This window comes from Metabacillus indicus LMG 22858, from assembly GCF_000708755.2.
In the GTDB taxonomy this organism is placed as follows: domain Bacteria; phylum Bacillota; class Bacilli; order Bacillales; family Bacillaceae; genus Bacillus_P; species Bacillus_P indicus.
Window position 1 is genome coordinate 48,687 of sequence record NZ_JGVU02000006.1, and the last position, 13,412, is coordinate 62,098.

The following is a 13,412-nucleotide window of genomic DNA, read 5'->3' on the forward strand; positions in this document are numbered from 1 at the left end:
CATCTATTATACAGATATCTCCAGAAAAGAATAAATACAAGCCCTTCTGCCTTCCTGCATGTATTCCATAATTAAGGAAATGATAGTACTCAAGTATAACTAACCAAGAAAGCAGCGTAGAAGATGGAAAATTTCACTGGATCCAATCAGCACAGGCGGTATAAAGCTCATTTGAGCATGTTTGGGACAACTCAATTCCACTTAAGAAACCCATACATTATTGCATGGTGGTCCGCGGCTTTTCCCGGATTCGGCCATCTCCTTCTGTCCAAATATTTCAGGGGGCTGCTCCTTTTCGTATGGGAAGTCTTTATTAATATGCAGTCTCATTTGAACATCGCGATGGTTTATTCGTTCTGCGGAGAAATTGATAAAGCGCGCGAAGCCCTTGATTACCGGTGGACCCTCTTATATATTCCCGTCTACATATTTGCCATCTGGGACAGCTACCGCACAACAGTCGATTCCAACCGGGTCTATCTGCTTGCCGAACGTGAAAACGCACCCTTTAACACCTTTACAATCGGAGCCATGGAAATCAACTATTTAGACAAGCGCAATCCCCGAATGGCTGTCGTCTGGTCCTTTCTGATGCCTGGAACCGGGCAGCTGTATATTCACCGCCTTATTACCGGATTTTTCGCCCTGATCTGGACGGTTGTTTTCGTCTATTATTCCAAGTGCCTTCTCGCTGTTCATTTTCTGTTTTTGGGAGAGATTGAGCAGGCAACAAACATACTGAATCCATCATGGCTGATGTTTGTTCCCTCTGTATACGGATTCGCTGTTTATGACTCATACATCAATACAGTCGAGAACAACAAGCTGTTTATAGATGAACAAAGAAATTTTTTGATGACTAATTACCAGAAATACCGGGTCAGCTTTCCTGACAGAGTTTGAGGGGTGATTTCCATTGCAAGTATTTGCTGCGTTTGATCACTGCACATATCTGGAGCTCGCGATTTCCAAAATCGAGCAAGAAGGTATACATAAAGAAAGAATCCTTGCTGTGCCTTTAAAGGCGAATGATGATTCCGTCAAATTGATGGATTCTATCCATCACTCGGATGGCATCAGTCTTTTTGATACAGGTGCAGCCCTTGCTACTGCATTTGCCGTCATTGGCGTCAGCATAGGGTTTAAGCTGGCATGGGGACCTGTTTACTGGGGACTGATAGGGGCAGGCAGCGGGCTGCTTTTGGGTTTTGCCATCAATTTGTTCTACTATACGGTCATAAAAAAAAGAAAACTTAAAATTGGCGGGAGCGCCAAAAAAACCGAAGTCGTCCTGGTTATTGAATGCCGCGAGGAAGTGTTTTCACGCGTGGAAAAAATATTGAAAGAACACTATGCACTGGGGATTGGCTATATAAAATAAAAAAGGCAGCCGCAATAAATCCGGCTGCCTTTCTGTGTGTTCTAAATCGTTAAAATGGCTGCTGCATCAGGCTTCAAGTTCAACTTGAGAAGAATCGCCGTTATACACATCCGTATCAAGTTCATTTGTCGCTTTTCCAGTAAGCACTCCGGCTGTCATGCTTCCACTGACATTCAGCGCTGTACGGCCCATGTCAATTAAAGGTTCAACTGAAATTAAAAGCCCTGCTAAAGCAATCGGCATATTCATGGTTGAAAGAACGAGAATGGCCGCAAATGTAGCCCCTCCCCCAACGCCTGCAACACCGAATGAACTGATGGCCACAACTGCAATCAGGGTGAAAATAAATGACGGGCTGAGCGGATCAATCCCCACTGTCGGCGCAATCATAACCGCCAGCATGGCCGGATAAATGCCGGCACATCCATTTTGCCCGATTGTAAGACCAAATGAACCTGCAAAGTTTGCAATACCTTCAGGCACACCAAGCTTTTTCGTCTGCGTGCTGATATTAAGCGGCAGAGTACCTGCACTTGTACGTGAAGTAAACGCAAATGTAAGGACAGGAAATACTTTTCTGACATACGTAACCGGGTTTAACCCTGCAAGTGTAAGCAGAAGCAAGTGGATAATAAACATAACGAGAAGTGCGACATATGAAGCGATAACAAATTTTCCAAGCTTCAAGATGGAATCAAGGTCACTTGAAGCAACTGTTTTCGTCATAATAGCAAGCACGCCATATGGAGTCAGACGCAGAATCAATGTAACGACGCGCATAATGACGGCATAAAAAGCATCCACAATTTTAGCAAACAGCTCTGCATGCTGAGGCTCTTTGCGTTTTACTCCAAGAAATGCAAGTCCAAGAATAGCTGCAAAGATCACAACTGCAATGGTTGAAGTCGGACGGGCACCTGTGAAATCAAGGAACGGATTGCCCGGAAGAAGTTCAAGAACCTTCTGCGGGAAGGTCTGATCCTGAATTTCCGTATATGTAGCGTCAAGGGCTTCCCCTCTGGCTGTCTCAGCCTCTCCCTGCTCAATTTGAACTGCTTCTAAATTAAATCCAAGCGACGTTCCAATGCCGATTGCGGCGGAAATGGCTGTTGTTCCAACGAGAATCCCCAAAATCAGGATGCTGATTTTTCCGATATTTCCCGAAAGCTTCAGTTTCGTAAACGCACTGAGGATTGAGATGAAGACAAGAGGCATCACAATCATTTGAAGCAGCTTGACATAACCGCTCCCCACGATGCTGTACCAGCCGATTGATTCAAGAAGAACCTCGTTTTCCGGCCCATAAATAAATTGAAGGGCAAAGCCCAGCACAATCCCGAGACCAAGAGCTGCAAACACCCTTTTAGAAAACGAAACGTGTTTCTTTTGCATATAAAAAAGCAAGAATATGAGTCCAAGAAGAACGGCAATATTCACAATTAACAAAAATGCTGACATAGCATTTCCCCCCTAACTTTTTCCTTAAGTATTAGAAAAATATAAAGCAATTAAACCAATCAGTCAAGTAGGAATTACCGGTGGCCAACACTCAAAGGTTATGTCCGCTTTTAAGGAATTATGCCTTAATGGTTCCGCTTCAGCCCGCAATCTCATAATTTATGAGAGCAGCTTTAAAAGGAGGCGCGTGTCTGACGTGATAAAAATTAAAAACGCCTATCAAAATGACAATATCTTAAATACGAGTGTATTAACCGCCGAGCAGAAAGAGATTCTTGATCTGATGGTAAAATATGAAGAGGTTTATTCATATGAGCATTTCAGCCAGTTTAAATTCGAAATGGATCTGCGGACCGAAATTGTAAAAGCATCCTCTGCCCTCTATCAGAGCGGGGTCAAGTTTACGACGTTTGAGTATTCCAAATGCAATCCGGCTTTTTGGGACCTGACGAGCCAGGGAGCCATAGTCATCAAACCCGGCGTTCCTCCTTCAGCCGCCTTGATGGACGTCTACAATAATGGGACCATGTATGCATTTGAATGTGCGACTGCCATGGTAGCCGTTTTTTACAGAGCCGTACTGGAAATGATTGAAGAGCCCTACTTCAACCGCCTGTTTGACGGGATGATTCTATACGACTGGCACTATGATGACGATCTTGGAGTTTTTACGAGAAGAGGAAATGACTATCTTCCAGGTGATTGCCTGTACTTTAAAAATCCTGATTTTGACCCTGAAAAGCCGCAGTGGCGCGGGGAAAATACAATCGACCTCGGCTATGATCTTTACTACGGACATGGCATCGGCATTAAAGATTCTGAGGGCATCATAACCTCCCTCAACAAATACAGAAAACAGGGAGCTACGAGATCAGCCTACCTTCTTTCCCAGGTAACGCGCCTCGATTATAGATACTTGTATCCGTATAAACGGAGTGACAGAGAAGAAACAGGCGCCTATCCGCTTGCAGATGGAACCATTACGGCAACGAGACTTGGGGACGTATACTATTTAAGAGCGTAATTTACCACCAAAAAAAAGCCGCCATTATTTCGGCAGCTTCAGCTGATCATTATGAAAATATTTGCGCTGCAAGTAGTACTGTTCACGCCCAAGATATTTATTTACCATCAGCTCCATTTCGCCAAGGTCAATTCTTGTCACGAGCGGATCGAGCTGATTCCACTTTACAACTCTAATAAAGTAATAGTCTTTAATGGGGGTGAACACAACAGGGGAATTCGGCCATTGATCAAACCAGAATTCAATTCTTCCCCTTTTCTTGTACGAATAATGAATAATCTTCATTTTCATCACCTGTTATAAGAATACATGTTCTGATTTGAAAAAGAAAGCTTTAATCGGCTGACCCGCTTCTTAGGATCGCTCTGACCGGACTTCCGTCACCGTCCGTAAGTTTCAGCGGCAAAGCAATCAGCTCATAGCTTCCTTCTTCAGCCGAAGTCAGGTCCAGCCCCTCTAGAATAAAGATGGACTGCTGAAAAAACGAGTGATGGGCAGGCAATTCTTTGCTTTTCATAAAATCGACCGATGGGACATCCACTCCGATCAGCTTAATGCCAAGACTTCCAAGGTACTCTGCAGCATCGGGGTGAAAATAAGTGAACTCTTCGGGAAACCTGTTTGAATCCTCCCAGGAATCAGTCCGGATGAGCAGACGTTCTGTTCCCGCAAGATCCATTTTCTTTAGAATATGAGCAGTAATGACCTCCTGGCCTCGAATGTGAATGACTTTTGCTGTGCCGCAGTAAATGGAGAGATCAAGTTCATGAATCCGTTTCCCTTCCGAGTCAAAATGATAGGGGGCATCTACATGAGTTCCTGTATGGGTGCTCATCTCCACCTTTCCGACATTAACGGACCCGCTCGCTTCTTTCGTCCACATAAGTTCAAAATCAAATGGAGTATCCCCCGGCCAGACAGGCGTGCTGTTTTGCAGCGGTCTTGAAATATCAATGATTTTCATGCAATCACCTCCCGAATATTTTCAAACTGCTCATATCGTTTTTCCCTCATTATCGTTTTTAGAAACTGCACAGTCTTCCAAATCTCTCCATAAGAAGTGTAAAAAGGTGCAGGGGCCAGCCTGATAATATTCGGAGACCTGTAGTCTGGAATCACTCCATCCTGTTTCAGCGCTTTGCAGATTCTTGCAGCCTCAGGATGCATGAGAGCAACATGTCCTCCGCGCCGTGCATCTTCTTTCGGGTTGACAATCTCAAAAGAAAAACCTGAAAGCTCTTCTTCGATTAAATCCATCATCACCCTGGTCATACTCAGCGATTTCCTGCGGATGGCAGCCATCGTTGCTTCCCTGAACATGTCAAGAGAAGCAGATAAGGGCGCCGAACTGAAAATATGCGGAGTTCCAATCTGATAGGCTCCTGCAGTGTCTGCCGGCGTAAAAGTATGCTCCATATCAAACTGCTGCTCTTTATTTGAGCCAAACCAGCCGCCAAGCCCCGGTCTCTTTTTGCCAAGATGCTTTTCATGGACAAACAGTCCTGCTGCGGCACCGGGTCCTCCATTGACATATTTATAGTTGCACCAGTAAGCAAAATCAGTCCCCCATTTGTGCATCTCATGTGGAATTGCCCCCACTGAATGGCAGCCGTCAAAGCCGATGATAATCCCCCGTTCGTGAGCGGCTTTCGTAAGCCTTTCAATATCAAGCAGCTGGCCGCTTCTGTACAGAACAGTCGGCAGAACAGCCATCGCCACATCTTCTGTCATGCAGGCAATAATATCGTCTTCATCAAGCGTCTGACCGTCTTTGCTTTTCACCTTGACTAAGTGTGTATCAGGATCTAATCCTTTCAGAGACAGCTGACTTTGAAGAGCGTATATGTCAGAAGGGAAATTCAGTTCATCCGCAAGAATCTTTGTCCTTTTTCCTTCCGGCTTAAAAAAACTGGCTGCAAGCTGATGGAGGTTTACCGTAGTAGAACCTGTCACAATGACCTCATGCGGCTTTGCCCCCACTAAAAAAGCCGATTGCCCGCCAAGTGTTTCAGACAGGTAGTACCAAGGTTTATCGCCTTTCGTCCAGCCGTCAATTCCGTGCTCCTTCCAGGCCTCAAGCATTTCAAGCAACGCAGCTTCAGTCCGCTTTGAAGGGAGGCCAAGAGAATTGCCATCCATATAGATAACGCCTTCTTTTAAATAAAACTCCTGTCTGTAGCAGGCAAGTTCATCCTGCTTATCAAGTGCTGCCGCTTTATCTGGATCCATAGCGGGAAGCCTCCTTCATCCTGATTTCAGTTTGACTGATTAACTGATTTAAAAAAACGTCTGCCGGCACTTTTTCATGAATCATCCTTAAACCCTGGCCAGCCCAGACAGACATATTTTCAGTGTTTCCCGCTTCAGCAGCCTCGCTCCTAAGCCGCTTTGTCAGATTGTTTTGCAGAGGATAAGGGAGGACATCTGATTCATGCGGCTCCATTTTCCGGATAAAATCATTTGTAATTCCCCGCGCATATTTTCCTGAGAATGCTTTCGTCAGTACCGTCTGATCTTCTGTGCTTGAGACTATTTTGTCTTTATAAGCTTCCGCTGCACCGCTTTCAGTACATGGAATAAACGCGCTCCCCATCTGCACTCCTTCTGCACCGAGCATAAATGCCGCTGCCATTCCTCTTCCATCAGCTATGCCGCCGGCAGCAATCACCGGCACCCGAAGCGCATCTGCTGCCTGCGGAATAAGTGACATGGTTCCGACCCCTGCATCCTGAGAGTGATGGAAGGTTCCGCGGTGACCTCCTGCTTCACTGCCCTGCATGACAATCAAATCTGCTCCAAGTTCTTCAAACATAAGCGCCTCGTCAACGGATGTCGCCGTACCAATTACTGTCCTGCCTGCTTTTTTCAATTCTGCTGCAGCTTCTTTTGAAGGCAGCCCGAAAGTAAATGAACAGACAGGCACCCCCTGCTGAAGAATGACTTCAAGCTGCTGTTCATAATTATGGCGGTTTTCTTCATTTGAATAAGAAAGGTACTCCACAGGAAGTCCCCATTGCTTAAATCGATCCGTCATCCTTTTTATCTCTGCCTCACTGGCATAGACCTCTTTTTCAGGCACAAAAAGATTGACGCTGAACGGTTTCCTCGTCAAACCCTTTATTTTCACAACATGCTCCTTAAGCTGTTCCGCCGTTAAATAACCTGCTCCGACAGACCCCATCGCCCCGAAGCCGCTGACAGCAGCCGCCAGTTGGGGTGAACTAATTCCTCCCGCCATCGGTGCCTGAATAACCGGATAGGTGATGCAAAGCTTGCGGCTTACAGCTGTTTCATTCCATCCCACGCATACTCCTCCTCATCCAGAAGTGAACTGCCTACCTTCTTCTACAAGCATGCAGCCGTTCCCTGCCGGATTCAGGAGGAATGATCCGGAGCAAAATCCGTTCTCCTTTTACCCGGTTGTGCTAAAATGGTAAAAAATAGACACTCAAAGATAGGAGCTGTTGAAGTTGGATGAGCTGTGTCCCCTTTGTAATCCTCAAATGATAGAAGATCAGAAAATTGTCCTGTCCAACGACCATTGTCTCTTTCTTCAGATGCCCCAAAACATCCTTATTGGATCAGGCCTGATCGTACCAAGAGAGCACCGCCCTACCATGTTTGATTTAACGCAGGATGAATGGAATGCTACATACAGTCTGCTTCAGGAAGTGAAGGAACTGCTCGATCAAGAGCACGAGCCTGATGGCTATACAATCGGCTGGAATACAAACGAGGCCGGAGGGCAGCATATTTTTCACACTCACCTTCATATCATCCCCCGCTTCAAAGACGAAACGTATGCCGGAAAAGGCATCAGATCCTGGCTGAAGGGCAAAGAGAATTTGCGGCCTTCCCTCTCGGACGAAGATTAAAATGGACCGAACTTGGGTAAAAAAAGAGAAAGACCGCTGACAAAGGAGTGTTACCGATGATCATTGTATACATAAGCATTGCGCTTGTTGTCCTTGCCCTTATCTATCTAGGTGTCTCATCCATCCGCACCTTCAAAAAATCACAGCCTGTGCTGCAGGACCTTCAGGAAACGGCAAACCGCCTCCAAAAACAAACCGAAAGCATTCAAAATGAAACAACCAGACTCTCCGCCACCCAGGAAAAAATCATGTCTGACGTAGAGTACAAAAAGAAAACCGTTCAGGAAACAATCGAAATTGCGAAAGAAACACCGGAAACTTTGAAAAGCTTTAAAGAGTTTATACCATCTAAAAAAGAAGAACGCGCCGCACACAGAGTTCGGGGCTGAGAGGTGCAGATCACTTTGGTGGTCTGTTTTTTTGTGTGGTGGAGGAGCTGTCGGAGATGATATTAAACCAGGTACTAAGTTTTAGTTCTACCATGCTTCTGTTGATGGTTCTTATCACGCTGTTGAGTGCCATCAATCACGAGTTTTTTTCTGTTGGTGGTTCTTATCACGCTGTTAAGTGCCATCAAGCACGAGATTTTTTCTGTTGGTGGTTCTTATCAAGCTCTTAAGTACCATCAAGCACAAGATCTTCTCTGTTGATGGTTCTTATCAAGCTGTTGAGTGCCATCAAGCACGAGATTTTTTCTGTTGGTGGTTCTTATCACGCTGTTAAGTGCCATCAAGCACGAGATTTTTTCTGTTGGTGGTTCTTATCAAGCTCTTAAGTACCATCAAGCACAAGATCCTCTCTGTTGGTGGTTCTTATCACGCTGTTAAGTGCCATCAAGCACTAGATCTTCTCTGTTGGTGGTTCTTATCAAGCTCTTAAGTACCATCAAGCACAAAATCTTCTCTGTTGGTGGTTCTTATCACGCTGTTAAGTGCCATCAAGCACAAGATTTCTCCTGTTGATGGTTCTTATTAGACTTATTAATTCCATCAAACTCGAAATCTTTCCGGTTGATGGTTCTTGTCCTGCTGTTTTCTGCCAACAACCTCAGGCTCCTTCCCCGATGATGGTTTTATTTTTCCACAACAAAAAGAGCACTGAATCTCATCAATGCTCATACCCACCATGTTTCACCAATTTTCATTACGTTTAGCTTTTCCGGGTCAAGTGCACGCTTTTCCCATTCTGCAAGCAGCCTCTCCAAAGCTTCAGGTCCTGTATCGTCGGCCAGCCTGAATGCACCGTAATGCATGGGAACAAATGGCCCTTTCGCGTTCAGATCAATGTACGCCGTGACTGCATCCTCTGGATTGATGTGCGATACCTTCATAAACCACTCAGGCTCATAAGCTCCGATGGGCATCAGGACGGCATCGACAGACATTTTTTCACCGATTTCTTTAAAGCCGCGGAAGTATCCGGAGTCACCGGCAAAATAAATGGAGTGGCCTTTGTGTTCAATGACCCAACCTCCCCAGTGGGAAGTATTCGTATCCCACAGGGTTCTGCGCGTCCAGTGCTGGGCAGGAACGAATGTAAATCTGACGTCCTCTTTATCAAACACATCCCACCATGCAGCTTCTTTCACGTTCTTATACCCTCTTCTTCTGAAGGAAGCACCGAGGCCTTCGGGCACGTAAAAAACCGGGTCTCCCTTGAGCTTTCTGATTGATGCAAAATCCAGGTGATCATAATGTCCGTGAGAAATCAGAACAGCGTCGATTTCCGAGAGTGCCCGGATTGGCATGCCCGGTTTCGTCAATCTCCTCTGCATGCCCATCCGCTCTGCCCAGACCGGGTCAGTAAGGATATTGATGCCGCCCGTCTGAATCAGAAACGTAGAATGGCCGATCCAGGTCAAACTGGTTTTTGAACGGTTAGCCGACACTTCTTCCGTCTGAGGATTATCCAGCCTTTCAATGGAGACCGACATATCCTTCTTTTTCGCTTTTCGCTCCTTCATCCACTTTCTGAAATCCGAAAAGCTTTTGGTGTTTTCAACCCCGTCCAAGTTATGATATTTCTTGCCCATCTGCCTGCACCTTTACATAAAATGTCCGGGTTCTCGGCCCGTCAAATTCACAGAAATAGACTCCCTGCCATGTTCCAAGCAGGAGGTGCCCTCCAGTGATAATGACATGCTGCGAGGAGCCGACTGTGCTTGCTTTCATATGCGCAGCAGTATTCCCTTCGGCATGCCTGTCCTTATCGTCAAACCATGGATAGACTTCATCAAAGCGTCTGATCATGTCTGTTTTCACGTCAGGATCCGCATTTTCATTGATTGTGATTCCTGCAGTGGTGTGCGGACAATAGATTAAGGCTGTGCCTTCTACTGTGCCGGTTTCATTCACAAAATCTTCGATCAGGGCTGTTGTGTCGAGCATCTCATCGCGTGCTGATGTCCTAATCGTGAATTTTTTCAGCATTCTATCAGCCTCCTTTTTTAAATTGTACCATTATCAGCATGCAAAAACCCCGTAACGGCACAGGCTGTCTCGGGGATTGCATGTTTAGAACAAGTATACTCGTGTTTCAAAAGGTTTCATTGTAAAGGAAGTCACATGTTTGTGGCCTTCTGTTTCGTAGTTTTGCAGCACCAGGCTTTCGCTTGAAAGCGGAAGCTTGCTGTACTGATAGAATGCATTTTTGTTGCTTATGTTCGAAATGACAAGGGCTGTTTTGCCTTCAAACGTACGTGTATAAGCGTAAATTTGTTTATCCTTTGGAAGGATTAAGTCATATGTCCCGTAAACAAGGACATCGTTTTCTTTTCGCAGGTCAATCATTCTTTTGTAGAAATGGTAGACAGAGTTCTCATCTTTCAGCTGCTTTTCAACGTTTGTTTCCTTGTAGTTTTCATTAGCGCCGAACCAAGGAGTTCCTGTTGAGAAACCGCCGTTTTTCTCGTCATTCCATTGCATTGGCGTACGTGAATTATCACGGCCTTTATGCCAGATGATTTCCATGATTTCTTCGTGTGAGCGTCCTTTTGCCGTTTCAATGCGGTAAAGGTTTTTCATGGCAACATCGTCGTAATCATCGATGGACGGAAGATGAACATTTTTCATGCCGAGCTCCTGTCCCTGGTAAATGAATGGTGTACCCTGCATCATAAAGTACATAGCGCCAAGTGCTTTTGCACTTTCTACAAGACAATCCTTGTCATCGCCCCATGTTGAAACAGAACGCGGCTGATCATGATTTTCAAGGAAAAGAGCATTCCAGCCATTTCCATCAAGCCCCTTCTGCCACTTCGTAAGAGTTTCTTTCAGTTTGACAAGATCAACCGATCCTTCAAGTCCATTGTCCCAAAGGCCAAGGTGCTCAAACTGGAAAATCATGTTGAAGATTCCGTCCGTATCTCCGACCCAGTCCTCTGCCTGTTCAAGCTTAACCCCGTTCGCTTCGCCGACTGTCATGATGTCGTAACGTGCAAACGTTTGCGCTTTCAGCTCGCTCAAATGCTCCATAATGCCCTCTACGTTCATGTGGTAATCAAATGATGAAACGTAATCAAGGCCGTTTGGATTTGGAAGATCAGGGAATCCTTCTTTTTTGTTGATGTGTGAAATTGCATCTACACGGAAGCCGTCGATTCCTTTATCAAGCCACCAGTTGATCATTTCATAAACAGCTTGTCTCATGTCCTGGTTTTTCCAGTTCAAGTCAGGCTGTTTTGTTGCGAATACATGCATATAATACTGGTCTGTTTTTTCATCATATTCCCACGCAGAACCGCTGAAAATACTTTCCCAGTTGTTTGGCTCTTTGCCGTTTTTGCCGTCGCGCCAGATGTACCAGTCGCGCTTTTCATTGTCTTTTGACTCGCGTGATTCAATGAACCATGGATGCTCATCACTTGTATGATTGACAACAAGATCCAAGATCAGCTTCATGTCTCTTTTATGGACTTCTTCTAAAAGTTCGTCAAAGTCTTCCATTGTTCCGAAATCAGCCATGATGTCCTGATAATCACTGATATCATATCCATTATCTGCATTTGGAGAAGAGAAAATCGGACAAATCCAGATGACATCGATTCCAAAATCCTTCAAATAATCCAGTTTAGAAATAATTCCGCGGATATCACCGATTCCGTCCCCATTCGAATCCATAAAGCTTCTTGGGTAGATCTGGTAGGCAACTGCTTCTTTCCACCACATTTTTTTCATATACAGCACTCCTTTATTTCAACCTTAACGTCCAGTAAGACGAACGGGTAAGTGTTTCAAGTAAAAAGTATTCGCTTACATTTATGCTAAGTTTTCATTTCTAAAAAGTATTATACTCTAATTGTGTTAAAGATTGAACAATTTCCTTTGAATTCCTCAAAAAACGCTGAGTGCAGAGGAGAAACTGCCTGTATAGCCACATCATTTTGCATAAAAAAGAAAAAAGCTATCCGCTCCGGATAGCTTTCTCCTCTAGTCACGCAATTTTAGAGCTGACTTCAGCTGTTTTCTTCTTCAGCCAGTTCTTGCCTTCGACCATGCGGGAGACCATCATGCTGCTGACGTTATCGCCTGTCGCATTCAGCATGGTTGCAGGAGGATCAATGATCGTTGAGATCGCCGCAATAATCGGCAGCGCTTCAGGCGGGAACCCGTAAAGCGTAAGAATAAGCATTTCGCCGATCATTCCCCCGCTCGGGATCGCTCCCATGACCGTTCCGACAAGGATGGCTACTAGTATCACGCTTGTGATCGTGCCGAATCCTGAAAAGCTCATGTCAAAAATACCGAATAAGAACACAATTTTCAGGACGCCGCCAAGAACGGAACCATCTTTATGAAGAGCGGCACCAAGTGGCACTGTCGTTTCCCTGATATCTGCACTGACACCCATTTTTTTCGTCGCCTCAAGGTTAACCGGGATGGATGCTGCACTGCTGCATGTTGCAAGTGAAGTGATTGTAGGAGACAGCATGTTTTTCCAGAAAACATTCACTCCCTGTTTCTTGCCGGCGATGAATGCGTAAACCGTAAACGCAATGATAAAGTAAATAAAGGCTGCTGCATAATACATCACACCTGCTCTGAAATAAGTGCCAAGGAGCATCGGGCCGTATTCTCCAACAAGAGTTGCGAAATAAGCGCCAAGTCCGATCGGTGCATAGTACATAATGATGGAGACAAGTTTCATCAGCACTTCAGAACCGGACGAGAGAAAGCTTGCAAACGGCTTTCCTTTTTCCCCGATCATGGAAACGGAAAGACCGACCAATACAGAGAAAACGATCATCGCAAGCATGTTGTTTCTTGAGAACAGCTCGACAAAATCAGGAACCGTAAACGTGCTGACAATCTGATCAGCCAGTGTTACATCCTCCATCGCCTCCGGCTTTTCAAGCTGCAGCGTCACACCTTGTGCAGGAGGGATGATTTTTACGACAGCCGTCATGTAAATCGCTGCAATTAATCCTGTAAACAGGAACACAGCGAGCATGCTGCCCATAATCTTTCCAAGCCGCTTCGTTCCTCCCATATTTGCAATGGATGAAGCAATCGTAAAGAAGACAAGCGGTACAACAACCGTAAACATGGCATTTAAAAACAAATCGCCGAACGGCTTTAAAAACACAGCTTTTTCGCCAAACATCAGTCCGATAATACCGCCAATCACGACTGATGAAAGCAGAATAAGCGGAAAACGGTATGCTTTCATGTTAAAA

14 protein-coding genes are annotated in these 13,412 nt (G+C 45.2%); 5 read left to right on the plus strand and 9 right to left on the minus strand.

Features of this window, described 5'->3' with window-relative positions; translation table 11 throughout:
• Window positions 1-123 precede the first annotated feature (123 nt).
• Together AZ46_RS14770 and AZ46_RS14775 are read left to right on the plus strand one after the other, a co-directional pair.
• Window positions 124-903 (plus strand): hypothetical protein, encoded by a 780-nt coding sequence (locus tag AZ46_RS14770; protein ID WP_029283936.1) that lies wholly within the window; start codon window positions 124-126, stop codon window positions 901-903.
• 13 nt (window positions 904-916) lie between these two features.
• Window positions 917-1,381, plus strand: a complete 465-nt coding sequence (locus tag AZ46_RS14775; protein ID WP_029283938.1) for a hypothetical protein — start codon at window positions 917-919, stop codon at window positions 1,379-1,381.
• Between the two features lie 66 nt (window positions 1,382-1,447).
• Here AZ46_RS14775 and AZ46_RS14780 read toward each other — a convergent pair whose 3' ends face one another.
• Window positions 1,448-2,839, minus strand: a complete 1,392-nt coding sequence (locus tag AZ46_RS14780) for an L-cystine transporter (RefSeq protein ID WP_029283940.1) — start codon at window positions 2,837-2,839, stop codon at window positions 1,448-1,450.
• A gap of 196 nt (window positions 2,840-3,035) precedes the next feature.
• Between AZ46_RS14780 and AZ46_RS14785 the strand changes: the two genes are divergently transcribed.
• Entirely contained in the window at window positions 3,036-3,863 is an 828-nt protein-coding gene (locus AZ46_RS14785; RefSeq protein ID WP_029283942.1) for a protein-glutamine gamma-glutamyltransferase, read from the plus strand.
• A gap of 24 nt (window positions 3,864-3,887) precedes the next feature.
• Here AZ46_RS14785 and AZ46_RS14790 read toward each other — a convergent pair whose 3' ends face one another.
• The 4 genes from AZ46_RS14790 to AZ46_RS14805 are packed head-to-tail and all read right to left on the minus strand — an operon-like array spanning window position 3,888 to window position 7,167.
• Entirely contained in the window at window positions 3,888-4,148 is a 261-nt protein-coding gene (locus AZ46_RS14790; protein WP_029283944.1) for a hypothetical protein, read from the minus strand.
• A 49-nt stretch (window positions 4,149-4,197) separates the two neighbouring features.
• Window positions 4,198-4,827, minus strand: coding sequence for an arylformamidase (gene kynB, locus AZ46_RS14795; RefSeq protein ID WP_029283954.1), 630 nt, complete (start codon window positions 4,825-4,827; stop codon window positions 4,198-4,200).
• Window positions 4,824-6,092, minus strand: coding sequence for a kynureninase (gene kynU, locus AZ46_RS14800; RefSeq protein ID WP_029283956.1), 1,269 nt, complete (start codon window positions 6,090-6,092; stop codon window positions 4,824-4,826). The genes kynB and kynU overlap by 4 nt, the downstream gene beginning before the upstream one ends.
• Window positions 6,079-7,167 carry an NAD(P)H-dependent flavin oxidoreductase gene (locus AZ46_RS14805; protein WP_029283958.1) on the minus strand — a complete coding sequence of 363 codons (1,089 nt, stop codon included), beginning with the start codon at window positions 7,165-7,167 and terminating at the stop codon, window positions 6,079-6,081. Before AZ46_RS14805 ends, kynU begins: the two co-directional genes overlap by 14 nt.
• 166 nt (window positions 7,168-7,333) lie before the next feature.
• Here AZ46_RS14805 and AZ46_RS14810 point away from each other — a divergent pair, with 166 nt between their 5' ends.
• Both AZ46_RS14810 and AZ46_RS14815 read left to right on the plus strand, forming a co-directional pair.
• The gene (locus tag AZ46_RS14810; RefSeq protein ID WP_029283960.1) at window positions 7,334-7,738 is read left to right on the plus strand and encodes an HIT family protein; all 405 of its coding nucleotides are present in this window, start codon (window positions 7,334-7,336) and stop codon (window positions 7,736-7,738) included.
• A 56-nt stretch (window positions 7,739-7,794) separates the two neighbouring features.
• Window positions 7,795-8,127: a DUF948 domain-containing protein gene (locus tag AZ46_RS14815; RefSeq protein ID WP_051865584.1), complete on the plus strand. Its 333-nt coding sequence runs from the start codon at window positions 7,795-7,797 to the stop codon at window positions 8,125-8,127.
• 725 nt (window positions 8,128-8,852) lie between these two features.
• Here the strand turns inward: AZ46_RS14815 and AZ46_RS14820 are convergent.
• From AZ46_RS14820 to AZ46_RS14835, 4 genes are all read right to left on the minus strand, one after another.
• Window positions 8,853-9,770 carry an MBL fold metallo-hydrolase gene (locus AZ46_RS14820; RefSeq protein ID WP_029283969.1) on the minus strand — a complete coding sequence of 306 codons (918 nt, stop codon included), beginning with the start codon at window positions 9,768-9,770 and terminating at the stop codon, window positions 8,853-8,855.
• Window positions 9,751-10,167, minus strand: coding sequence for a secondary thiamine-phosphate synthase enzyme YjbQ (locus AZ46_RS14825; RefSeq protein WP_029283971.1), 417 nt, complete (start codon window positions 10,165-10,167; stop codon window positions 9,751-9,753). Before AZ46_RS14825 ends, AZ46_RS14820 begins: the two co-directional genes overlap by 20 nt.
• A gap of 84 nt (window positions 10,168-10,251) precedes the next feature.
• Window positions 10,252-11,913 (minus strand): glycoside hydrolase family 13 protein, encoded by a 1,662-nt coding sequence (locus AZ46_RS14830; protein WP_029283973.1) that lies wholly within the window; start codon window positions 11,911-11,913, stop codon window positions 10,252-10,254.
• A gap of 256 nt (window positions 11,914-12,169) precedes the next feature.
• On the minus strand, window positions 12,170-13,405 hold the full coding sequence (locus tag AZ46_RS14835; RefSeq protein WP_029283974.1) for a dicarboxylate/amino acid:cation symporter: 1,236 nt from the start codon (window positions 13,403-13,405) through the stop codon (window positions 12,170-12,172).
• Window positions 13,406-13,412: the final 7 nt, after the last annotated feature.